Origin of the sequence: Thermomonospora sp. CIF 1, assembly GCF_001896795.1 — a bacterium.
In the GTDB taxonomy this organism is placed as follows: domain Bacteria; phylum Actinomycetota; class Actinomycetes; order Streptosporangiales; family Streptosporangiaceae; genus Thermomonospora; species Thermomonospora curvata.
This window is the reverse complement of record NZ_MOYN02000026.1, coordinates 219,337-239,668: the sequence shown is the minus strand read 5'-3', so window position 1 is coordinate 239,668 and position 20,332 is coordinate 219,337. Positions and strand designations below refer to the sequence as shown.

Annotated in this window: 18 protein-coding genes; 9 read left to right on the top strand and 9 right to left on the bottom strand. The window is 73.2% G+C overall.

Features of this window, described 5'->3' with window-relative positions; all coding sequences use genetic code 11:
• Window positions 1-1,219 precede the first annotated feature (1,219 nt).
• Both BUE48_RS23595 and BUE48_RS23590 read right to left on the bottom strand, forming a co-directional pair.
• Entirely contained in the window at window positions 1,220-2,347 is a 1,128-nt protein-coding gene (locus tag BUE48_RS23595; protein WP_286991067.1) for a hypothetical protein, read from the bottom strand.
• Between the two features lie 32 nt (window positions 2,348-2,379).
• Entirely contained in the window at window positions 2,380-2,922 is a 543-nt protein-coding gene (locus BUE48_RS23590; RefSeq protein WP_012855046.1) for a DUF4365 domain-containing protein, read from the bottom strand.
• 135 nt (window positions 2,923-3,057) lie between these two features.
• On the opposite strand from BUE48_RS23590, the gene BUE48_RS23585 reads away from it, so the two are divergent.
• Entirely contained in the window at window positions 3,058-3,720 is a 663-nt protein-coding gene (locus BUE48_RS23585) for a permease prefix domain 1-containing protein (protein WP_012855045.1), read from the top strand.
• Between the two features lie 12 nt (window positions 3,721-3,732).
• Here the strand turns inward: BUE48_RS23585 and BUE48_RS23580 are convergent, their stop codons facing one another.
• Window positions 3,733-4,083 (bottom strand): helix-turn-helix transcriptional regulator, encoded by a 351-nt coding sequence (locus BUE48_RS23580; RefSeq protein ID WP_012855044.1) that lies wholly within the window; start codon window positions 4,081-4,083, stop codon window positions 3,733-3,735.
• Window positions 4,084-4,162: 79 nt separating this feature from the next.
• On the opposite strand from BUE48_RS23580, the gene BUE48_RS23575 reads away from it, so the two are divergent.
• The 6 genes from BUE48_RS23575 to BUE48_RS23550 are packed head-to-tail and all read left to right on the top strand — an operon-like array spanning window position 4,163 to window position 11,463.
• On the top strand, window positions 4,163-5,347 hold the full coding sequence (locus BUE48_RS23575) for a cytochrome ubiquinol oxidase subunit I (protein WP_286991066.1): 1,185 nt from the start codon (window positions 4,163-4,165) through the stop codon (window positions 5,345-5,347).
• Between the two features lie 49 nt (window positions 5,348-5,396).
• Window positions 5,397-6,143 carry a cytochrome d ubiquinol oxidase subunit II gene (locus BUE48_RS23570; RefSeq protein WP_012855042.1) on the top strand — a complete coding sequence of 249 codons (747 nt, stop codon included), beginning with the start codon at window positions 5,397-5,399 and terminating at the stop codon, window positions 6,141-6,143.
• A 23-nt stretch (window positions 6,144-6,166) separates the two neighbouring features.
• Window positions 6,167-8,032 (top strand): ABC transporter ATP-binding protein/permease, encoded by a 1,866-nt coding sequence (locus tag BUE48_RS23565; RefSeq protein ID WP_286991065.1) that lies wholly within the window; start codon window positions 6,167-6,169, stop codon window positions 8,030-8,032.
• Window positions 8,029-9,816: a thiol reductant ABC exporter subunit CydC gene (cydC, locus tag BUE48_RS23560; RefSeq protein WP_286991064.1), complete on the top strand. Its 1,788-nt coding sequence runs from the start codon at window positions 8,029-8,031 to the stop codon at window positions 9,814-9,816. Before BUE48_RS23565 ends, cydC begins: the two co-directional genes overlap by 4 nt.
• Before the next feature lie 35 nt (window positions 9,817-9,851).
• Window positions 9,852-11,084: an MFS transporter gene (locus BUE48_RS23555; RefSeq protein ID WP_012855039.1), complete on the top strand. Its 1,233-nt coding sequence runs from the start codon at window positions 9,852-9,854 to the stop codon at window positions 11,082-11,084.
• A gap of 7 nt (window positions 11,085-11,091) precedes the next feature.
• Window positions 11,092-11,463: a MerR family DNA-binding transcriptional regulator gene (locus BUE48_RS23550; protein ID WP_286991063.1), complete on the top strand. Its 372-nt coding sequence runs from the start codon at window positions 11,092-11,094 to the stop codon at window positions 11,461-11,463.
• A gap of 177 nt (window positions 11,464-11,640) precedes the next feature.
• Here the strand turns inward: BUE48_RS23550 and BUE48_RS23545 are convergent, their stop codons facing one another.
• On the bottom strand, window positions 11,641-12,099 hold the full coding sequence (locus BUE48_RS23545; protein WP_286991062.1) for a DUF4396 domain-containing protein: 459 nt from the start codon (window positions 12,097-12,099) through the stop codon (window positions 11,641-11,643).
• A gap of 170 nt (window positions 12,100-12,269) precedes the next feature.
• Between BUE48_RS23545 and BUE48_RS23540 the strand changes: the two genes are divergently transcribed.
• Complete coding sequence (locus BUE48_RS23540) at window positions 12,270-13,049, top strand: enoyl-CoA hydratase/isomerase family protein (RefSeq protein ID WP_286991061.1); 780 nt, start codon at window positions 12,270-12,272, stop codon at window positions 13,047-13,049.
• Here BUE48_RS23540 and BUE48_RS23535 read toward each other — a convergent pair.
• Window positions 13,015-13,623, bottom strand: a complete 609-nt coding sequence (locus tag BUE48_RS23535; protein WP_012855035.1) for a sortase domain-containing protein — start codon at window positions 13,621-13,623, stop codon at window positions 13,015-13,017. The two genes, BUE48_RS23540 and BUE48_RS23535, sit on opposite strands and share 35 nt — an antisense overlap.
• A 174-nt stretch (window positions 13,624-13,797) precedes the next feature.
• Window positions 13,798-14,781 carry a hypothetical protein gene (locus BUE48_RS23530; RefSeq protein WP_286991060.1) on the bottom strand — a complete coding sequence of 328 codons (984 nt, stop codon included), beginning with the start codon at window positions 14,779-14,781 and terminating at the stop codon, window positions 13,798-13,800.
• Between the two features lie 367 nt (window positions 14,782-15,148).
• On the opposite strand from BUE48_RS23530, the gene BUE48_RS23525 reads away from it, so the two are divergent.
• Window positions 15,149-16,843, top strand: a complete 1,695-nt coding sequence (locus BUE48_RS23525; protein ID WP_012855033.1) for a serine/threonine-protein kinase — start codon at window positions 15,149-15,151, stop codon at window positions 16,841-16,843.
• Window positions 16,844-16,865: 22 nt separating this feature from the next.
• Here the strand turns inward: BUE48_RS23525 and BUE48_RS23520 are convergent, their stop codons facing one another.
• The 3 genes from BUE48_RS23520 to BUE48_RS23510 all read right to left on the bottom strand — a co-directional run bounded on the left by BUE48_RS23520 (window position 16,866) and on the right by BUE48_RS23510 (window position 20,207).
• Window positions 16,866-17,504: a LuxR C-terminal-related transcriptional regulator gene (locus BUE48_RS23520; protein WP_012855032.1), complete on the bottom strand. Its 639-nt coding sequence runs from the start codon at window positions 17,502-17,504 to the stop codon at window positions 16,866-16,868.
• Entirely contained in the window at window positions 17,468-18,760 is a 1,293-nt protein-coding gene (locus BUE48_RS23515) for a sensor histidine kinase (protein ID WP_041440325.1), read from the bottom strand. Before BUE48_RS23515 ends, BUE48_RS23520 begins: the two co-directional genes overlap by 37 nt.
• Window positions 18,761-18,920: 160 nt before the next feature.
• On the bottom strand, window positions 18,921-20,207 hold the full coding sequence (locus BUE48_RS23510) for an MFS transporter (RefSeq protein WP_286991059.1): 1,287 nt from the start codon (window positions 20,205-20,207) through the stop codon (window positions 18,921-18,923).
• Between the last annotated feature and the right edge of the window lie 125 nt (window positions 20,208-20,332).

Here is a 20,332-nt window from a genome sequence, read left to right as displayed (position 1 = left end):
CGCCGTCATCGGCGCCGCGCTGCCGGGGCAGGGCGGCCCGCCGGGTCGCCGCGTTCTGCGGCGGCGCAATTGTCGTCAATGCATGATCCTTAGGTAGGGGGCGACTTCACGTACGTGACATGCGGCATGGACACGCTGCACGTACATAGCGGGAAGGAGATTCGATCACCGGGCGCCCAGATCGGCCCGGTAGCCAGATGAAGCACCTTCACCTCACCGCAGAAGCGGGATAAACCGGTGCTACCCCGAGACTACAGCACGCAATCCTTCCGCCGCCTACTACTACAACGCAAGAGATGCCCCACTTCAATCCCCCTCATGCCTTGCAATCACGATCCGCTTCGCCGCGGCACAGCGGCGGGGACGGGGATGAGCAGCGCGGTGACGTCGTCGTGACCTCCGGCCTCAAGGGCGTACCCGGTCAGCGCCCTCGCCTCTGCCAAAAGTCCGTCACCGGATGAGAGCGTGCCGGTAAGGACGGATCGCAACTCCTCCGCGGTGGGCAGGCAACGCCACAGACCGTCGGTGCACGGCAGCAGACGCCCCGGCACCTGGGGCCGGTGGCTGCGGATCCGGGCACCGGTGGGCCCGCGTCGGCGCCGAGCCAAGCGGTGAGGGCCTCGTGCTCGCGTCCACGGTCAGGGTCATCCCCGGCCCTTCGTCCGGCAGCCAGTAGGCGCGGCTGTCTCCGGCCCACCCGGCCCAAAGACCCTCCGGCCCGGCGACGCCGGCCACCCAGGTGCAGGCCGGTGCGATGTCCCCCGGCGCGGTCGGCGCGGCCACGGCCCGCCCGGCACGGCCCCCTCCCGCAGCCGGGCGGCCAGGGCGGCGCCGCCGGCGGCCGCGATCTGTGCCGCCCGCTCCGCCCGGGGAGCCATGGACACCCCGTCGCACACCACCCCCACCGTCCATTCACCGGCCGTGACCAGCGCCATCGCATCGGCATTGCGCTCCCGCCACGGCCCGCGATCACTGACCCCCGCGGCCCCGCCCTCGACCGTCAGTTCCAGGTGCGCGGAAATCCGGCTGCACACCATTGCAATCCCAGCAACGGCCGTCCGGGGCCACCGTCCCACCGCACAGAACACAGCTCACGCCTCGAACACCGCCCCAGCATAGAGAATCTCGGAAAGCGGATCCCCGGCGGTGAACGTGGACTTCACCGGCCCGGCGCTGCCACGGGCGCGATGCCGCTGGGAAGACGAGATGTGGAAACAGATCAGCCGTCCGCTTTCTCAGGTAGCACGGAGAAAGCAGAAAGCGGGCGCAGCGAACGCCGATTCCCCCGGATTTTGAGATTCCCCGTCGCAATGACCCGAAGGCCCTTCTCGTGCGCCCGGATCGCCTTCCGGTAGTCGTGCTCGTCCAGCTCGACCCAGAATCTCCGCTCGACTCCGGAGTCGTCGTCCACGCCTTGTATGACTGCTTCCCTCGACCCTTCCCGCTCTCGGAAAAGGCGCACCACGATACCTGTCACGGTGACGTTGTCCCGAGGCTTTTGCGTGCGCAGGAAATCTGCCGCTTCTTTCAGGATTCGCTGCTGATCTGAAGTTATCTTCAGACGGATGGGAGCGATTTTTTCGCCGGCCAGCGGGGAGAGCGCGAAACGGATCTGGTAGAGCTCGTGGTCGGGGCCGCCGAGGGAGCCCAGCGCCGCCAGCTCGGTGGCGTTGGCGGCCTCGGGGCCGCGCTCCCCGAATGCCGTCAGCGGCCGACTTCCCTCACTGACCTGCTGGGCGAGATGCTGGGCTCGGCGGGCGGTGGTGAGCATCCGCCAGGTGACCCTTCGCCCGAACGGCCGGGCCGTCGCCTCTTTGAAAAGCCCTCCCTCATCGGGCGCATCCGGCTGTTCCTCGGCGAGCGGCAAAGTCAGGGAGAGCACGAAACTGCCGGGCTGGGTGGACAGCCGTGTCCGGGCCGCATAGGCCTCCGCCCGGTGCGGGCGGCGATGCGGAAGCACCAGACTGTCGGATGACAGCGCGGCGGCCGAGGCCACCACGTAATTCCGCAATCCCGATACAGCGGAATAAAAAAGCGGAAGCGGCGCCTCTCCCGGCGGAGCATCCGGGGTCAGCCGGATCGCGACATTGTCGGCCCCTCCTGAAGAAATGTCCGTTATCACTTCTTTCGGCAGTCGTCGTTCGGCGGCTGCGACCGCGCGCAGCGCCTCGTATGCGCGATCTGCATAGTCGCGCACTTCCTGCCTTGCCGGAAGAACGACCTTTATATCGGAACCGGGCGTGCCGGGCTCCCGGGTCCACAAAGTGGTTCGCCCGTCGTCATCTTGCAGGGACCAGCCGGCCATGCGCAGGTAACCGATGAAAGCACCCAGGTCGGGAATGCCCATGGACTCCCTTTCGGACGTCCCGCCTTTGCCGTTCAAGGTAGCTCCCAAGGGTCCACGTCCTGTACCGGGGTCGACCGGCGGACTCCGACTTCCTTAAGCATGCGTTCCAGCCCTGCCCGGTCCAAGGTGTTGGCGGCCGGCAGGCGCACCGTCTGTGTTCTGCGGTTCCTGGAGGGTGGATACCCCTCGAGTGAGACCCACGCGCCCTGTCCGACGAGCAGGGTTCCATCGGGCCGCAGCCGGATGCGCTCCCCGTCCTTCGGCAACCCGATCACCACGAGTACTCGAGGAATCATGTGGTCGGACCGCCGGAGCAGATCGTAGGTGGGCACATCCAGGTCGTAGGCGTAATCGCCGTCCGGCAGCCTGCGAAGGTCGGTGGTGGTCTTGACCTGGGCGAAGACCGTGGGGTTGCAGATGCCCAGTGTTTCTCCGGGCATCATCAGCTGGATATCGGCCTTCACCGTGTCCAGGGAGAACGGGCGGCCATGCAACAGGCCGCATCCGGCGGCGACGACCCTGAGCCACGCCTCCCCGAAGTCCCCCTGCACGCTGTTCTTCGACCCTCCGCCCACGGCGGTATGGTCCCGCGGCCCTGTGTCATTTCCAGCCATTCCGTCTATTAGTGCTGTGTCTTAACGGGAAAACGGTTGATCCTAAATCGGGCATGGGGGATTCGGGAGGCTGAGGGCGCTGCCTACACTGGCGGCATGGTGATCGACGGCTATGTCACCGAGCTGGAACGGGTACTGGTGGGACCGCCGAGGGTGAAGCGGGACATGGTCGTCGAGGCCCGGGACAGTCTGCTGGATGCGGCCGAGGCGCTGCAGGCCCGGGGGCTGTCGCGGGAGGAGGCCGAGCGGCGGGCGGTGGCCGAGTTCGGGACGATCGAGGAGGTCGCGCCCGGCTACCAGGAGGAGCTGACCGCCTGCGCCGGGCGGCGGCTGGGGTGGGTGCTGCTGCTGGTCGGGCCGCTGACCTGGCTGTTGTGGTGGGGGATCTGGCGGGTCTTTCCCGGGGACGCCGGCGGCTGGACGCAGCCGCCCGAATGGTACGCGGTGGTCGCCCGGGTGCTGGACGGCACGCAGCTGTTCACCGGGGCGGTGGGCGGTGTGCTGCTGCTGGCGCTGGGGCGGTTCGGCCGGACGGTCCGGCGGACGCGCCTGGTGACGCGGGCGGCGGCGATCTACGCCAAGGCGCTGCTGCCGGTGACGCTCGGGTTGTGCGTGCCGTTGCTGTACGGGGCCGGTCCGGTCGGCGCCCATATGCTGCCGTGGGCGGTCGCCGCCGTGGTCTCGCTGCTGTTGCTGGGGGTGCAGATGCGGCATGCGGTCCGCTGCCTGCGGCTGGTCAGGCTCGCCCCGGCGGCCTGACGCCCTCGCCGGTCAGCCCGCCTGGGACGGTCTGACCCGTGGTTCCAGGACGCTGCCGATGGCGGCGGCGAACGCCCGCCAGGCGGTGCGCTCGCCCTCCAGGCGGCGGCGGCCGGCCGGGGTGAGGCGGTAGGTGCGCCGCCGGCGTCCGCCCACCGTCGCCCATTCGCTGGTGACCTCGCCCGTGCGCTCCAGCCTGCGCAGCGCCGGGTAGACGGTGCCGGTGGGGACGTTCAGCGCCCCGCCGCTGCGCTCGCTGAGCGCCTCGATGATCGCGTACCCGTGCAGCGGCTCGTGCTCCAGCACGGACAGCAACAGCGCGTCCAGGTGGCCGCGGAGCGCATCGGGAGTCACATCGTTCATGCTAGGACTCCCCTCCAATATGTAGGCATACTACATGTAGGCTGCCTACATATTCGATGTCGACGAGGGAGCCGGCGGCATGGACGTCCTCGACCTGGCCCGCCTGCAGTTCGGGGTGACGGCGGGCCTGCACTTCCTGTTCGTGGTGCTCACGCTGGGCCTGGCGCCCGTCGTGGCGGTGATGAACACCCGCTGGGTGCGCACGGGCGACCCGCTGCAGGAGCGGATGACCCGCTTCTGGGGGCAGATCTACATCGTCAACTACGCGCTGGGCATCGTCACCGGACTGGTCATGGAGTTCCAGTTCGGGCTGAGCTGGAGCGGCCTGACCCACTACGCCGGCGACGTGTTCGGCGCGCCGCTGGCGGTGGAGACGATGGTGGCCTTCTTCCTGGAGTCCACCTTCCTGGGGCTGTGGATCTTCGGCTGGCACCGGCTGCCCCGCCGGGCGCACCTGGCCTGCATCTGGATCGTCACGCTCACCGCCTACGCCAGCGCCTTCTGGATCATGGTCGCCAACTCGTTCCTGCAGAACCCGGCGGGCGCCGCGGTCACCGGCGACCGCCTGGCGCTGACCGACGCGGGCGCGCTGCTGACCAACAAGGCGCTGGTGTTCTCCTTCCCGCACGTGGTCGGCGCCGGGCTGACGACCGGGGCGTTCGTGGTGATCGGGGCCAGCGCCTACCGGCTGTGGCGGCACCCCGGCGAGGACCGGGAGCTGTTCACCCGGTCGCTGCGCACCGGCGTGGTGCTGGCCGTCCACGGCGTGCCGATCGCCGTGGCCTTCGGGTTCGCCCAGTTCGCCACCGTCCCCGAGGGCAAGTTCGACGGCGCGGCGGCCAGTACCGGGCTCGGCGTGATGATCCTGATCGGCGAGGCGCTGCTGATGGCGACGCTGCTGTTCCTGCTGCCGCTGATCAAAGTGCTGCCCCACTGGCGATGGACCCACCCGCTGCTGATGGCGCTCACCCCGCTGCCGTTCGCCGCGGCGATCCTCGGGTGGATCGCCCGCGAGATGGGCCGCTACCCGTGGATGATCCGCGACCGCCTCACCGTCGCCGACGCCCTGTCCCCGGGCCTGACCCCCGGCATGATCACCGCCTCGCTGGCCGGCTTCACCACCGTGCTCACGCTGCTGGCGGTCATCGACTACGCGCTGATCGCCAAGATCGTGCGGCGCGGCGCCGCCGCACCGGCGCTCGGCGCCCCGCCCGAGCCGGACGAGCCGCCGGCCGGCCGGCCCGCCCTCACGCTGGGCCGGTGACCGCGGCCCGAGGACGCACGGCCTGGAGGAGACCGGAAAGGACCGCACGATGGAACTGATCTGGCTGGGCCTGCTGGTGGCGCTGCCGGCCGGCTACTTCGCGCTGGAGGGCTTCGACCTGGGCGTCGGGATGCTGCTGCCGGTGCTCGGCCGCACCCGGCGTGACCGGGACCTGATGATCGCCGCGATCGCCCCGTTCGTCCTGGCCAACGAGGTATGGCTGGTGGCGGCCGCCGGGGTCTTGATCGGCGCCTTCCCGCTGCTGGAAGGGAAGGTGCTGTTCGGCCTGTACCCGCTGGTGGTGGTGATGCTGCTCGCGTGGGTGCTGCGGGACGCCGGGCTGTGGTTCCGCCGCCGCCTCGACGGGGACGCCTGGCGGACGCTGTGGGACGCGGTGATCGCCGCGGCCTCGCTGACGCTGTCGCTGTGCTGGGGCATGGCCCTGTATGCGATCACCACCGGGTTCACCGCGCCGCTGTGGCATCCGCTCGGGCTGCTGCTGGGGGTGACCCTCACCCTGGCGTTCGCCCTCCACGGGCGGGCCTTCCTGGGACGGCGCGTGCCGCGGTTCGCGCCGGGCGGGAACCCGGCGCTGTCGGCGGTGCTGGTGCCGGCCCCGGTGCTGGCCGTCCTGGCGGCGGCGGCGCCGCAACTGCGGGGCGGCGCGGCCTCCCCGGCCACGCTGCAGACGTTGAGCCTGCTGGTTCTGCCGTTCGTCCCGCTGCTGGTGGCCGCGCAGGTGTGGGTGTGGCGCACCTTCCGGCGCGGCGCCGGCCCCGTCCCGTCCTTCTTCTGAACGGCACCGGGGTACGGCGGCCCATGCACGGGGACCTGCTGCGGCTCATGCGGGCCGAACGCGCGGTGCGCCGCCACCTGGCGGGCGCGCTGGGCGCCGCCGTCGCCGCCGGCCTGCTCGTCCTCGTCCAGGCCGAGCTGCTCGCCGGGCTGCTGTCGGGCCGCTTCCCGCCCGGCGCGGCGGCGGCCCTGGCCGCGGTGGCGGCTGCGCGGGCGCTGCTGGTGTGGACGCAGGGCGCACTGGCGGGGCGCACCGCGACAGAGGTGAAATCAGCGTTGCGGCACCGCCTGCTGCGCCGGCCGCCCGACCCCGGCCGGCGCAGCGGGGAACTGGTGACCTTGGCGGTGCGGGGCCTGGACGCGCTCGACCCCTACCTGACCGGATACCTGCCCGCGGTGGCCGTCGCCGCGGCCGTGCCGGTCGCAGTGCTGGCCCGGCTGAGCCTCGCCGACCCGGCCAGTGCCGTGATCGTGCTGGTCACCCTGCCGCTGATCCCGCTGTTCGGCGCGCTGGTCGGCCTGCACACCCGGGCGGTCACCCGGCGGCAGTGGCGGACGCTGGCCCGGCTGGGCGGCTCCTTCCTGGACACCTTGCGCGGCCTGCCCACGCTGCGGGCGTTCGGCCGGGCCCGCCACCAGGCCGACCTGCTGGCCCGGCTCGCCGCAGAGCACCGCGACGCCGCCATGCGGACCCTGCGCGTGGCGTTCTTGTCGTCCCTGGTGCTGGAACTGTGCGCGTCGCTGTCTTTGGCGCTGGTGGCCGTGCCGGTGGGCCTGCGGCTGGTGAACGGCTCGGTGGATCTGACGACCGGGCTGCTGGTGCTGCTGCTGGCCCCCGAGGCGTACCTGCCGCTGCGGGCGGTGGGCGCCGGGTTCCATGAGTCGATGGCGGGAATCGCCGCGGCCGACGACGCCTTCGCCATGCTCGAACGCCCCGCCCCCGGCGCCCTCTCGCATCGTCCGGACCGGCCCTGTCCTGGACGATCGACCGGACGCGTGGAGCGGGAGCCGGTCGGCCCGGCCGAAGACCCCCATGCCCCCCGGGCGGCGGCGCACCGTCCGTTCAGCTCGGATGAACGGGCAGCCGGGCGGGAGCCGGATGGCCCGGGCAACGGCCCGCACACCTGCCGGGCGGCGGCATGCCGCCCGTCCGGGCCGCACGAACCGCAGGGCACCACCGGGCGGAGCCGATGCGGGCGGCCGGGACGCGCCGCGCCACAGATCCGGCTGGAAGGCGTCACGGTGCGCTATCCGGGACGTGCAGAGCCCGCCTTGCAGGACGTCGATCTCCTCATCGAGCCCGGGGAGCGGGTGGCGCTGGCCGGGGAGAGCGGCGGCGGGAAAAGCACGCTGCTGCACCTGGTCATGGGATTCGTGACGCCCGAACGCGGACGGGTCCTGATCGACGGGGTGGACCTGAACGACATGGACCTGCGGGAATGGCGGCGGCACCTGGCGTTCGTCCCGCAGCGCCCCCATCTGCAGGCCGCCTCGGTGGCCGACAACATCCGGCTCGGCCGGCCCGAGGCGACCTTGGCGGACGTGCGGCGGGCGGCGATCGCCGCACAGGCGGCGGAGTTCATCGAGACGCTGCCGGGCCGCTATGCGGCGCGCATCGGCGAGCGGGGCGGCGGGCTGTCGGCCGGGCAGCGCCGGCGGATCGCGCTGGCCAGGGCGCTGTGCCGGACGCAGAGCACGGCGCTGCTGGTGGACGAGCCGACCGCTCACCTGGACGGACGCACCGAGGCGGCGGTCGCGGCGGCCATCGCCGAGCAGGCCGCGGGCCGCACCGCCCTGATCGTCGCCCACCGTCCGGCGATGCTCGCCGTGGCCGACCGGATCGTCCACCTCCACGGCGGACGGGTCATCACCGGCGGGGTTGCGGGATGACGTATCGGGCAGAGTTCGCCCGGCGGCCGGCGGGGAGCGGGCGCGGAGCGCCGAACCGGACGAAGAAGGCCGATCATGCGGGCGGCCCGCTGCGGGGACTGTGGGGGCGGCTCATCATGGCGGCGCTGGCCGGGGCGGCCGCCGAACTGGCCGGGCTCGGGCTGATCGCGGCCGCGGCGTGGCTCATCGCCAGGGCCGCCCAGCAGCCGCCGGTCGCGGCGCTGGGACTGGCGGTCGTGGCGGTCCGGGCATGCGCTCTCGGCAAGGGCGTCTTCCGCTACCTGGAGCGGCTGGCCGGGCACGATGCGGCGCTGCGCGCCCAGGCGGCCGTTCGCGGCGGGCTGCTGCGGGCGCTGATTCCGCCGCGCCCGCCGCCTTCGGGGAACGCCGACCTGCTCACCCGGATGGCAGACGACACCGACGCCGCGGTGGACCTGCTGGTGCGCTGCCTGCTGCCGGCCGTCGCCGCCCTGGTCACCGCCGTGGCCGCGGTGGGCGTGGCGGCCGGGCTGCTGCCCGCCGCGGCGCCGGTCCTGGCGGCCGGGCTGCTGGCCGCCGGGGCGGGGCCGCCCGCCGTGTCCGCCGTCGCGGCCCGCCGGTGGGCGGCCCGGCTCGCCCCGGCCCGCGCCGCTCTCGCCGAGCGGGTGGCCGACCTGGTGCACGGCGCGATGGACCTGGCGGCCTGCGACGCGACCGAACGCGCCCAAAAGGCGGCCGCGGCGGCCGATGCGCACCTGGCCGCGCTGGAGCGCCGCCGGGCGCGGCTGCGGGCGGCGATGCCCGCGATGGGAATGGCGGTGCAGGGCGTGACCGTGGCCGTCATCGTCGCGCAGGCCCGTCCCGTGCTCGACCCGGTGGCCCTGGCCGTGCTCGCCCTCACCGCGCTGGCGGCGTTCGCGCCCGTCCTGCCGCTGGCGGACGCCGGGGAACGCCTGGCCGAGATCATCGCGGCCCTGCGCCGCCTGGAAGAGGTCCGCGCGGCACCGCCCGCCGTCACTGAGCCCGCAGACCCCCGTCCTCTCCCCGCACCCCCGTACACGATCGAGGTCACCGACCTGGTGGTGCGGTACGCCCCCGGCGGGGCGGCGGCGCTGGACGGGGTGAGCCTGACCCTGCCCCCCGGCCGGCGGGTGGCGCTGGTCGGGCCGAGCGGGGCGGGCAAGAGCACCCTGCTGGCGGCGCTGATGCGGCTGGTGGAAGCGGAGTTTGGGGCCATCCGCGTCAACGGCGTGGACGTGCGCGACCTGCCCTCCGACGGCGTCCGCGAGCTGATGACGGGCCTGACCGACGACCCGTATGTCTTCCGCGCGTCCCTGCGCGACAACCTGCTGCTGGCCCGCCCCCGGGCCGGCGACGGGGAACTGGCCCGCGCCCTGGCGGCGGTCCGCCTGGCGGACTGGGCGGCGGCCACGGGGTGGGACGCCCCGCTCGGCGAGGACGGCGCCACCTTGTCCGGCGGGCAGCTCCGCCGCCTCGCCCTGGCCCGCGCCCTGCTGCGGGACCCGCCGGTGCTGCTGCTGGACGAGCCCACCGAGGCGCTGGAAGACCCCCTGGCCGACGCCTTGCTGGCCGACCTGCTGAAGGCCACCGCGGGCCGCACCGTCCTGCTGGTCACCCACCGCCTGCGGGGCCTGGAGGAAGTGGACGAGATCGTCGTCCTGGAACGAGGCCGCATCACCCAGCGCGGCTCGCACCGCGACCTTTTGCGCGAGCCCGGCTACTACCGGGACCTGTGGCGGGCCGAGACCATGCGCCGCGCGCCCCGGCGGGCCGGAACGGCTTGACCTTGACGCAAACGTCAAGCTTTTAGCGTCCGGGCATGGCTTCACATGCGACGCAACCGGCTGTGCGCACCGGGACCGGCGGGGACGCCCGCCGCCCTGCGGCGTTGTGGCTGCCCGCCCTGTTCCTGCTGGCGTTCTCGTTCGGCACCGACGACATGGTCATCGCCGGCATCCTCCCGGACATCGCCCGCGACCTGGCGGTCTCGGTTCCGCTGAGCGGCCAGCTGGTGACCGTGTTCGCCGTGGCGTACGCGCTGGGGGCGCCCCCGGCCGCCCTGCTCACCGCCCGCCTGCCCCGCCGCACGGTGCTGGTGGCGGCGGCCGGCGTGTTCGTCGTGGCCAACCTCGCCGCCGCCGCGGCCCCCGCTTACGGGGCGTTGCTGGCCGCCCGGGCCGTGGCGGGGCTGGCCGCGGCCACCGCCTCGCCCGTCGCCTTCGCCGTGGCGGCCGCGGCCGCGCCGGAGGGCCGGCAGGGCCGGTACCTGGCCGTCGTCGGCGCCGGGCTGACCACTTCGCTGGTGGCGGGCGTGCCCGTGGGCGCCTGGCTGGGGGAGGCGCTGGGCTGGCGGGCCACCATGCTCTTCGTCGCCGCCCTGGCCGCCGTGGCGGGGACGGCTCTGGCGGTGACGCTGCCGCCGCTGCCGGGCGGCGCGGCGGGCCGGCTGCGGGACCGGCTGGCGCCGCTGGGACGCCGCCGCACCCTCATCGGGCTGACGGCGATGGTGCCCGCCGGCGCGGGCGGGATGATGCCCTACGTCTATCTCACCGAGGTCGCCGGCCGTCTCGGCGAGGTGCGGGGGGCCGGGGTCGCGCCGCTGATCACCGTGGTGGGGGCGGCCGGGGTCGCCGGGTCGCTCGCCGGAGGCCGGGCGGTCGACGCGCTGGGCGCCCGGCGGGCCCTGCTGCTCTTTGCGTCCGGGATGCTCGCCGCCCCCGCCTTGATGCTCGCCTTCGCCCTGGCCGGCGGGCCGTATCCGCGCCCGGTCGTGGCGGTGCTGTACCTGCTGTACGGGCTGGCCGCCTGGGGCATCGGGCCGGCGGTGCAGGCCTGGCTGATCGAGCGGGACGGCGGCGCGGCGGCCGGTGAGCTGATCGCGCTGAACAACAGTGCGATGTTCCTGGGCTTCTCGCTCGCCGGGGGGATCGGCGGCCTGGCCCTGCAGGCGGGCGGCGCGGCGGCCGTGCCCGCCGCGGCGGCGGGATGCCTGATCGTCTCCCTGGCGTTGTTCGGGACGGCCTTCACCGGGAGCCGGCGAAAGGAGGAGTGAGCAGTCGATGCGGATCGGTGAGGCGGCGCGCCGCGCCGGGGTGACCCCGCGCGCGCTGCGCTACTACGAGGAGCAGGGCCTGATCAGCGTGGACCGCGACCACAACGGCTACCGGGTCTACGACGCCGAGACCGTCCTGCTCGCCCGTGACATCGCCCGGCTGCTGCGGGCGGGTCTCGCTTCAGAGGACGTGGCGAGGTTCGTGCACTGCCTGGGGAAGGGCGATCACGAGCCGCCCCGGGACTGCCGGCCCTTGCTGGACGCCTTCTCCGAGTGTCTCAGCGTCCTTGACGAGCGCATCAAGGCCCTCACCGATCTGCGCGACCGCGTCGCGGGGGAGATCGAGCGCATGACCGGGCGGCTGAACGGCTCTTCCTGAGAATCGGGCCCGCCGCCGCGCGGGGCCGCGGTTCGGTGCACCTTTTCCAACGCGCCGTTTCCGCAGTGCAGGACGGGGGCCTTGCAGGCGGGGCGATGCTGTGACCTGCAACGTCGTGGCCTCGGATACCGCCTGAGCTCCCGTCTCCGGCACCCGGGACCATGTGTTGGAAAGGGTTCAGTGGTGCCGGTGGACGACGGCGTGGCCGCGGCCCCTTCCGATCATCCAGCGGTTGATCGGGAGGGTCACCGCGAACGCCACGGCCAGGGAGAAGACCAGGGCGCCCCAGAACAGCGCGGCGGTCAGGCCCGCCGCCATGGCGCCGGGGATGGCGACGATGACGGCGTTGTCGACCAGCTCCATCACCGCGATGGAGACCGTGTCGGCGGCCAGCGCCACCTTCAGGGCCCGGCGGAGCGGCAGGCCGGCGCGCAGGACGCCGCGCATGGTCAGGGCGTAGCCGAAGAAGAAGGCAAGCGCGATCGCCAGCGCCACGGTGGCGGCGCCGTGCAGGCCCAGCGCGGTGCCGATGACCATGCCCAGCACCTCGCCGATGGCGCAGCCGGTCAGGCAGTGCCAGGTGGCCTGGGCGGCGACGCGCCAGCTCGCGCCGCCGTGAGCGCCGGTGTGGTCCATGTCCGCCTCCGGGTGAGGGCCGTGGTCTCCGCTCACGGAACCGCATATCCCTACCCGGTATTCCCGGTGTCATCCGGAGGGGAACGGAATGCGAGCAGACCATGGACCGCCCGCGAAGGCTCGCGACGCCGCCCCTCTACGATGTCGCAATTGATCCAAGGAGGCGTGGAATGTCCGAGCAGGCCCCGCTGAGGTGCGAGGTCACCGACGGCGTCGGCACGATCACCATCGACCGGCCGGACAAGCGCAACGCGATGTCGGCGGCCATGTGGCGGAAGCTGCCCGTCCTGCTGGAGCGGCTGGAGACGGACCCGGCCGTGCGGGTGGTGGTGCTGACCGGGGCGGGCGGGCACTTTTGCGCCGGCGCCGACATCGGCGAGCTGGCCGACATCACCTCAGGGGACCTGGCGACGGAGGCGGAGACGGCGCTGGCCCGCTTCCCCAAGCCGACCCTGGCCGTCATCCGGGGCTTTGCGGTGGGCGGCGGCTGCCAGCTCGCCGCCGCCTGCGACCTGCGCCTGGCCGCCGACGACGCGCGCTTCGGCATCACCCCGGCCAAGCTCGGCATCCTCTACCCCGCCGAGGCCACCGCCCGGCTGGTGCGGCTGATCGGCCCGGCCGCCGCCAAGTACCTGCTGTTCTCCGGGGAACTGGTGGACGCCGCGCACGCGCTGCGCATCGGGCTGGTGGACGAGGTGCTGCCCGCCGACCGGCTGGCGGCGCGCGTGGCGGAGTTCACCCGGATCCTCACCTCCCGCTCCCAGTTCACCCAGCAGGGCGTCAAGGACATCGTCGAGCACGCCGCGGCCGGCACCCTCACCCGGGAACTGGTCGAGGCCTGGGCCGCCGAGGCGCGCCGAAGCCCCGACTCCGCCGAGGGCGTGGCGGCCTTCCTGGAGCGCCGCCCGCCGGTCTTCACGTGGACCGGACCAGCCGCCCATAGGCGATGACACTGCGTCCCTGCCCGCCGCCGGCGCCGAGGCCGCCGTCCCAGGTGATCAACCGAAGCTCCGGGTAGGGCACCCGCCCGTACACCCGGCGGGCCGGAAAGCGGCTCCCTTCGACGCGCTCCACCCGTTCGATGAGGAACACCGCGACCTTGCGGTCCCGGCGCAGCACGGTGACCTCGTCCCCCGGCACCAGTTCGCCGAGCCGGTGGAAGGCGGCCGGGCTGCCCGGCGCTCCGGCGGGTGCGGCGATGATGGCCGGGCCGGCCGAGCCGGGCGCCGCGCCGTAGCGGTACCAGCCCGCCCACCGTCCCTGCGAGGCGGCGGGGACCTGCGGCGAGCCGTCGGGGTTGCGGCCGAACGACACCAGCTTCGAACGCACCCTCAGCCGCGGGATCTCCAGCAGGACCGGCCGTGACGGCGGCATGGCCGCGCTCGGCTCGGGCGTGCGCGCCGGCGCGGGGCTCATGGCGACCGGCGGGGCGCCCGCCTCCCTGACGACCGCCGGTATCCGCATCAGGACCGCGACGGCCACCACGCCCAAAAACGTGATCGCGGTGACACAAAGAGTGATCATGCGGCGGTGTGCAGCCGCCCTGGGCAGTGCCGATCTCCCCACGAGTCCATCTTTTCGCAACGGCCCTCCCGCTGGGGCGGTTATGCCGGTTTGCAGCCGTCGGCCGCTGCGAAGGAAACGACTTTCTGCCTTCGGGGGCAGGCGACGCACGGATCCGGCCCGCCCCCGGGACGGCTATGCGCTGAGCGTTTCGGGCCGCCAGGACGACAGGTCGCACCGCCGGGTCGCCGGCAGCTCCAGCAGCCGCCCGGCCAGCGTCTGCAGGTCCTTGACCGCGGCGGAGGAGGGGTCGCGGTGCAGCGACTCCACCAGCGGGCGCACCCCGCACAGCAGCGTCCCCGACGCCCGGACGATCAGCAGCGGGCCGATCTGCACCAGGCCCTCCTCGAGCCGGCACAGCTCGCTCAGCAGCGGCTGCAGCTCCCCGAGCCGGTCGGGCCCGGCGCCGCCGCGCAGCGCGCCCATCGCCTTCAAAAAGTCGCGCTCCAGCTCCCGGGGGCTGGTCCCCGACAGGTAGTACCTGGTGTGCCAGGGCGTCTTGTCGCCGCTGAAGTCCGCCAGCTCGACCTGCAGGCCGTGGGCCGCCGCGCACCGCTCGTAGGCCTCGGTGAGGGCGACGCGGGCGGAGGCGGGGACCTTGCCGCCCAGCAGGCCGCGCACCACATCCACCGGGTCGCCGCCCAGCGAGGCCCGCGCCGCCTCCTCCAGCCGCCGCCGCATCTGCCGCCGCAGCCGCGCCACCTCGGCGGCCAGGCGGTCGGTGGTGTCGCGCTGCTCGGCCAGCCGTTCGTTGATCTCCGGCAGCACCCGGTCGTTGATCTGCTCGATCAGCGATCTGATGCGGGTGTCGGCGACCCGCAGGCCCTCTTCCTGCCGGGTCAGCCGGGGCTCGATGTCGTCCAGCCGGTTCTGCAGCGCGGCCCGGGAGGCGGATTCTGCGGCATCGTCCGGTTTCGCGGCCTGCAGGGCCGGGGCGGGCGGCGGGCCGGTGGCCGAGGCGGCTTGCAGCTCGCTTTCCAGTTCGCTCAGCCGGGCCTGAAGGGCGGCCAGCTCGGCCGCGGTGATCTGCTCTTCGGGGGTGCGTTTGCGGTCGAAGGCCAGATACAGTTCCCGCCCGGCGATGGCCAGGCACAACAGGATCAACACGACGGTCGTCATGACGCCCTCCCTGGGGGGCTTGTTGCCGAGCAAGATAAGGCACGGGATATGGCTCCCGGTAGCGTGAAATGCCGCCGGTCAAACACCGAAACACGTTCGGTGAAATGACGCCGCCGATATCGGACTTTTCTTACGCGGCCATCGTCCGGCTTGGAGAGATATGACGGCGTTGCCGTGACTTGCGCGCCGATGCGCCGCACCGCGGCCGCCGGCCGAGACGATTCCGCGTGCCGCCTGCGAAAAAGGCGGGCCGGTGAAAACACCCCCACCGTCATCTGGCGGATGAATCGGCGAACCGGCGCATCCCCCCATAAGGTGATCATGTTCGTCGTCTCCGTTCGCACGGCGCCGGACGCCGAGGAGGAAGATGCTCACCGATCAAGATCCCCGGCAAATCGGCAGATATCGGCTGGTCGGGCGGCTGGGCCAGGGCGGGCAGGGCGTGGTTTACCTGGCCGAGGCGCCGGACGGGACGCAGGTGGCGGTCAAGGTGCTGCACCAGCACGCCGACGCCAGGGCCCGGGAACGCTTCCACAAGGAGGTCGCCACCGCCCGGCGGGTGGCGCCTTTCTGCACCGCCCGCATCCTGGACGTGGGAGAGGACGGCGGCGCCCCGTTCGTCGTCACCGAGTACATCGACGGCCCGTCGCTGCGGGATCTGGTGCAACGGGACGGCCCGCGCTCCGGGCCGGAGCTGTACCGGCTGGCGGTCGGCACGGCCACCGCGCTGGCGGCCATCCACCAGGCGGGCGTGGTGCACCGGGACTTCAAACCCGGCAACGTGCTGCTGGGCCCGGACGGCCCCCGCGTCATCGACTTCGGCATCGCCCGTTCCCTGGACCTGACCGCCACCGCCACCGGATCGGTCGTCGGCACGCCCGCCTACATGGCGCCCGAGCAGTTCTCCGGACGGGACGTCGGCCCGGCCGCCGACGTGTTCGCCTGGGGCGCCACCATCGCCTATGCCGCCAACGGCCGCCCGCCGCACGGCCAGGACTCGGTGCCGGCCGTGCTGGCCCGCCTCTCCCGGGGCGAGTGCGACCTGGGACGCCTGGACGGCCCGCTGTACCGGCTGGTGCGGGACTGCCTGCACCGCGACCCGGCCCGCCGCCCCACCAGCAGTCAGGTGCTGATGCGGCTGCTGGAATGCGACACCCCCATCGCCGCCGACCAGGCTCTCGCCCAGGGCAGGCACCTGGCGGTCTCCGCCCCGGCCGACGACCGCACCGCCCGCTGGACGGCCCTGCGCACCACCGACCGCCCGGTCCGGGCAGCGGGGCGCCTGCGCGCCGCGGCCGTGCCCGTCGCGGCGGCGGCCGTCGCGGTGGCGGCGATCATCACCGCGGTCGTGGCCGTCATCGGCTCCGGCGAGCGGGGCCGGGCCGGCGCGGGCTCTGCGGCCGGCACGGCCACCCCCCAGCCGACCACCCCCGCCCAGATCGCCACGGCGCTCCAGCGGGCCGCCGCCGCCCGCAAGACCGTCGCCTTCGACGCCAAGGGCGGCCTCGACCAGGGGATGAGCATGCTGCGCGCCGACGGCAGATGCCAGGTGGACGCCGGGCTGAACGCCGACTGCGACATGCACGTCGCCGACGAGGGCAGCCACGTGGAGAGAACCAGGGTGGTGCTGATCGGGAATTCCGGTTACTACGGTGACGGCACCAACGCCAGGGTGTTCTCGGTGGGCCGCGGCGCCGAGATCTCCGAGACGCCCATGCACGTGGGGCGGAGCACGCGGTGGCTGGTGAGCCCCAAGCACTCCGTCGAGCTGGTCCGTCACGCCCCGCGGCTGGACATCAGCCGTGACAGCGCTTCCATCACCTACGGCGGCAGGCTTTCGGCGGGCGCCATGCGGAAGGCCCCGCTCATCGGCGCCTTCTACGAGGCGTACACCGAGGAGGCCGAGCTCAGCTTCCTGCTGACCACCTCCACGGACCACCTGCCGCAACGGCTGGAGCTGAACATGGTGATGAGATACGGGCCGGATAACGCCACCCGGGCCAACTACGTCATCGACTACCGGGACTGGGGCCGGGCGGGCACCGTCCAAAGGCCGTTTTGAAAGCCCGTCCGCCGGCTGGGGGTCAGCGGTTGAGGTAGGCCAGGACGGCCAGCACCCGGCGGTTGTCGTCCTCGGAGACCGGCAGGTCCAGCTTGGTGAAGATGTTGGCGATGTGCTTGGCGACGGCCCGTTCGGTCACCGACAGCCGGGCGGCGATGGCGGAGTTGGAACGGCCCTGCGCCATCAGCTTCAGCACCTCCAGCTCCCGGGGCGTCAGCCGGGATATCGGCGGCCCGCCCTTGGTCACCAGCTTGGCGATCACTTCCGGGTCCATCGCGGTGCCGCCGGCGGCCACCCGGCGCACCGCGTCGATGAACTGCTCGACGTCGAACACCCGGTCTTTGAGCAGGTAGCCGATGCCGCCGCTGCCGTCGGCCAGCAGCTCGCGCGCATACAGCTGCTCCACGTACTGCGACAGCACCAGGATCGGCAGGCCCGGCACCCGGCGGCGGGCCTCCAGCGCCGCCTGCAGCCCTTCGTCGGTGAAGGACGGCGGCAGCCGCACATCGACCACCGCCACGTCGGGACGGTGCTCCAGCAGCGCCGCCAGCAGATCCGGCCCGCTGGCCACGGACGCGGCGATCTGGAACCCGGCGGACTCCAGCAGGCCGGCCAGCCCTTCTCTCAAGAGTGCGAGGTCTTCGGCGAGGACGACGCGCACGGCAGCTCCATGGTCACGATGGTCGGGCCGCCCGGCGGGGAGCTGACGGCCAGCACCCCGTCGAATGTAGCGATCCGGCGCTCGATGCCGCGCAGCCCGCTGCCGGAGGGGTCCGCCCCGCCGTGGCCGTCATCGGTCACCGTGACGCGCAGCGTCCCGTCGCAGTGCCGGATGTCCACCCAGACCCGCTGGGCGCCCGAATGCTTGGCGGCATTGGTCAGCACCTCGGCGACGGCGAAGTAGACGGCCGACTCCACCGGTGCGGCCGGCCGTCCGTCCAGGTCGGCGGACACCTCCACCGGCAGCGGGTGATCCAGCGCCAGCGCCCGCACCGCGTCCACCAGCCCCCGGTCGGCCAGCACCGGCGGGTGGATGCCCCGCACCAGGTCGCGCAGTTCGTTCAGCGCCTGGACGGAGTTGCGCCGCACCTCGGCCAGCAGCTGCCGGGCCCGCTGCGGGTCGCGGTCCAGCAGGTGCTCGATCGCCCCCAGGCTCATGCCCATCGCCACCAGCCGGGCCTGCGCCCCATCGTGCAGGTCCCGTTCGATCCGGCGCAGCTCGGCGGCCTGCGCGTCCACCGCCTCCGAGCGGGTCCGCGCCAGCTGCTGCACCCGCCGCGCCAGACGGGATTTGGCGGTCGGCGCCAGCAGCCGGGCCGCCCACCGGCCGTGCAGGGCCAGCATCGGCCGGGCGATCCACAGCCCGGCCCCGATGTACAGCGCCCCCAGCGCCCCGGCCGCCACCGCCGTCCGCCAGTCGCCCACCGGGACGAAGGTGAACCACTCGGTGCCGGTCACCTCATAGATCGGCATCCACAGCCCGCTCGCCAGCAGCACCCCGTAGATCCCCTCGGCCACCAGCGCGGCCGGCAGCAGCGCGGTGACGACGCCCGTGATCGGATCGACCAGCAGCCACAGCAGATCCCGCCAGGTCGCCTGATCCGACAGCGTGTGCACCGTCCGGTCCCACCATCCGGCAAGACCCGCCCGGGGCTCGGGGGCCGGCGCGTACGGCGAGTCGATCCGCGTGCCCGTCCACCGCCCGGTCAGCTCCCGGTACCGGTCGGCGTACCGGCGGACCGCCGCCCCGGCCGGCGGAACCAGCACCAGTCCCGCCCCCACCCCGATCAGCGTGATGCTCATGAGCATCACGCAGCACAACAACACTCCGATGACCAGGGCCATCAGGTACAGGGCCAGCCCGCGCACCACCGCCGCCCCGCTGCGCTCGATGACCCCCGCGCCGCCGTCCACCATCGCCCTCCAGAACTTTCCGCGGTGGCCTTCAGTGTCGGACGACCGGCGCTTCGCTCACAGTGTCCCCTGGACCCGAATTCGGGGTGTACTTATCTCCACCCTCATCCCAGAAGACGCCGAACATGCGTCCGGAGGGCGTTCGCTCCGGTTCAGGACGCCCTCAGGTGAGGGACGGGTCGTCGGCGGGGCGGTATCGGGGTGGGACGGCGCCGGGGACCGGGGCGCGGTGGGCCTTGCGGTGGGCGAGGAAGATGCCGGTGAGGGTGAGGGCCCACAGGGCGTACTGGACGGTCCAGGCGATGCGGAAGGAGGCCGGGGTGTACTCCCCGCCGCCGGTGGCCTCCAGGACCAGGCCGATCGTCAGGGAGAGCAGCAGCGCGGCGGAGAAACCGCCCGTGTTGACGATGCCGGCGGCGGTTCCCTGGCGGTGGCCGGGGTTGAAGGTGCGGGCGAAGTCGAAGCCCACCACCGAGCCGGGGCCGCCCAGGGCCATCGCCACCACCAGGAGTGCCAGCAGCCAGCGCGGGGCGGGCGGGGGCACCAGCAGCACCGCGGTCCAGGCGAGCGCCATCAGTGCGATCACGGCGGCGACCAGCCGGGAGCGGCGGGCGGGGCGGCGGGCGCTGAACTCGCCCATCGCCGGGCCGGCCACCGCCGCCGCGATGACGAACAGCGTGAGCAGCCCACTGGCCTCCGCCTCCGACAGGCCGTGCCCGGTCACCAGGTACGGCACGCCCCACAGCAGCGCGAACGCGGTTCCAGACGACTGGGTGCCCATGTGCGTCCACATGCCGAGCCGGGTGCCCGGTTCGCTCCAGGAGCGGCGCAGGCCGCCCAGCACCTGGCGCGGCGAGGCGGGCCGCGGCGGGGCCGCCGCGCCGGCGGGACGGTCGCGCAGCACGGCCGCCGCGGCGATCGCCACGGCCAGGCCCAGCGCGGCGGCCGAGGTGTACGCCGCCGTCCAGCCCTGCCCGTGCAGCAGCGCGGCCAGCGGGAGCGCCGACAGGATCTGCCCGAGCTGCCCGAGCAGCCCGGTGAGCTGGGTCACCAGCGGGACGCGGCGGGCCGGGAACCAGGCGTTGATCACGGTGAGCACGCTGATGAAGGTCAGCGCGTCGCCGGTGCCGACGAGCACCCGGGCGGCCACCGCCACCGGCAGTTCGGTGGCCAGCGCCAGCGTCAGCTGCCCGGCGGCCATCGTCAGCGCCCCGGCGGTGATCAGGCGGCGCGCCCCGAACCGGTCGAGCAGGATCCCCACGGGCACCTGCAGCAGCGCGTAGACCAGCAGTTGCAGCACCACGAACCCCGACAGCACGGCGGGCGTGGCGGCGAACCGCTCGGCCGCCTCCAGCCCGGCGACCCCGAAGGACGTGCGGTGCATGACGCCGACCAGGTAGGCCGACAGCCCCACCGCCCAGATGACCCAGATGCGCCGCTGTGAGCTCATGTAGTTGCATCGTTCCACGCACCCGTGGGAATCGGTCATACCGGGAGACCGGTTTCACAGCGTCCGGATGGCGGACCGGTGGTGTTCACCGGCCCGGTCGGCTAGGGTCGGGGGCGGCGAAGGGG

Coding starts and splice junctions, on each gene's coding strand:
- BUE48_RS23585 (WP_012855045.1), top strand. CDS start 3,058: ATGGTGATCGACGGCTATGTCACCGAGCTGGAACGGGTACTGGTGGGA.
- BUE48_RS23510 (WP_286991059.1), bottom strand. CDS start 20,207: ATGAGCTCACAGCGGCGCATCTGGGTCATCTGGGCGGTGGGGCTGTCG.
- BUE48_RS23555 (WP_012855039.1), top strand. CDS start 9,852: ATGGCTTCACATGCGACGCAACCGGCTGTGCGCACCGGGACCGGCGGG.
- BUE48_RS23545 (WP_286991062.1), bottom strand. CDS start 12,099: ATGGACCACACCGGCGCTCACGGCGGCGCGAGCTGGCGCGTCGCCGCC.
- cydC (WP_286991064.1), top strand. CDS start 8,029: ATGACGTATCGGGCAGAGTTCGCCCGGCGGCCGGCGGGGAGCGGGCGC.
- BUE48_RS23530 (WP_286991060.1), bottom strand. CDS start 14,781: ATGACGACCGTCGTGTTGATCCTGTTGTGCCTGGCCATCGCCGGGCGG.
- BUE48_RS23535 (WP_012855035.1), bottom strand. CDS start 13,623: ATGATCACTCTTTGTGTCACCGCGATCACGTTTTTGGGCGTGGTGGCC.
- BUE48_RS23525 (WP_012855033.1), top strand. CDS start 15,149: ATGCTCACCGATCAAGATCCCCGGCAAATCGGCAGATATCGGCTGGTC.
- BUE48_RS23540 (WP_286991061.1), top strand. CDS start 12,270: ATGTCCGAGCAGGCCCCGCTGAGGTGCGAGGTCACCGACGGCGTCGGC.
- BUE48_RS23575 (WP_286991066.1), top strand. CDS start 4,163: ATGGACGTCCTCGACCTGGCCCGCCTGCAGTTCGGGGTGACGGCGGGC.
- BUE48_RS23565 (WP_286991065.1), top strand. CDS start 6,167: ATGCACGGGGACCTGCTGCGGCTCATGCGGGCCGAACGCGCGGTGCGC.
- BUE48_RS23550 (WP_286991063.1), top strand. CDS start 11,092: ATGCGGATCGGTGAGGCGGCGCGCCGCGCCGGGGTGACCCCGCGCGCG.
- BUE48_RS23580 (WP_012855044.1), bottom strand. CDS start 4,083: ATGAACGATGTGACTCCCGATGCGCTCCGCGGCCACCTGGACGCGCTG.
- BUE48_RS23595 (WP_286991067.1), bottom strand. CDS start 2,347: ATGGGCATTCCCGACCTGGGTGCTTTCATCGGTTACCTGCGCATGGCC.
- BUE48_RS23570 (WP_012855042.1), top strand. CDS start 5,397: ATGGAACTGATCTGGCTGGGCCTGCTGGTGGCGCTGCCGGCCGGCTAC.
- BUE48_RS23515 (WP_041440325.1), bottom strand. CDS start 18,760: ATGGTGGACGGCGGCGCGGGGGTCATCGAGCGCAGCGGGGCGGCGGTG.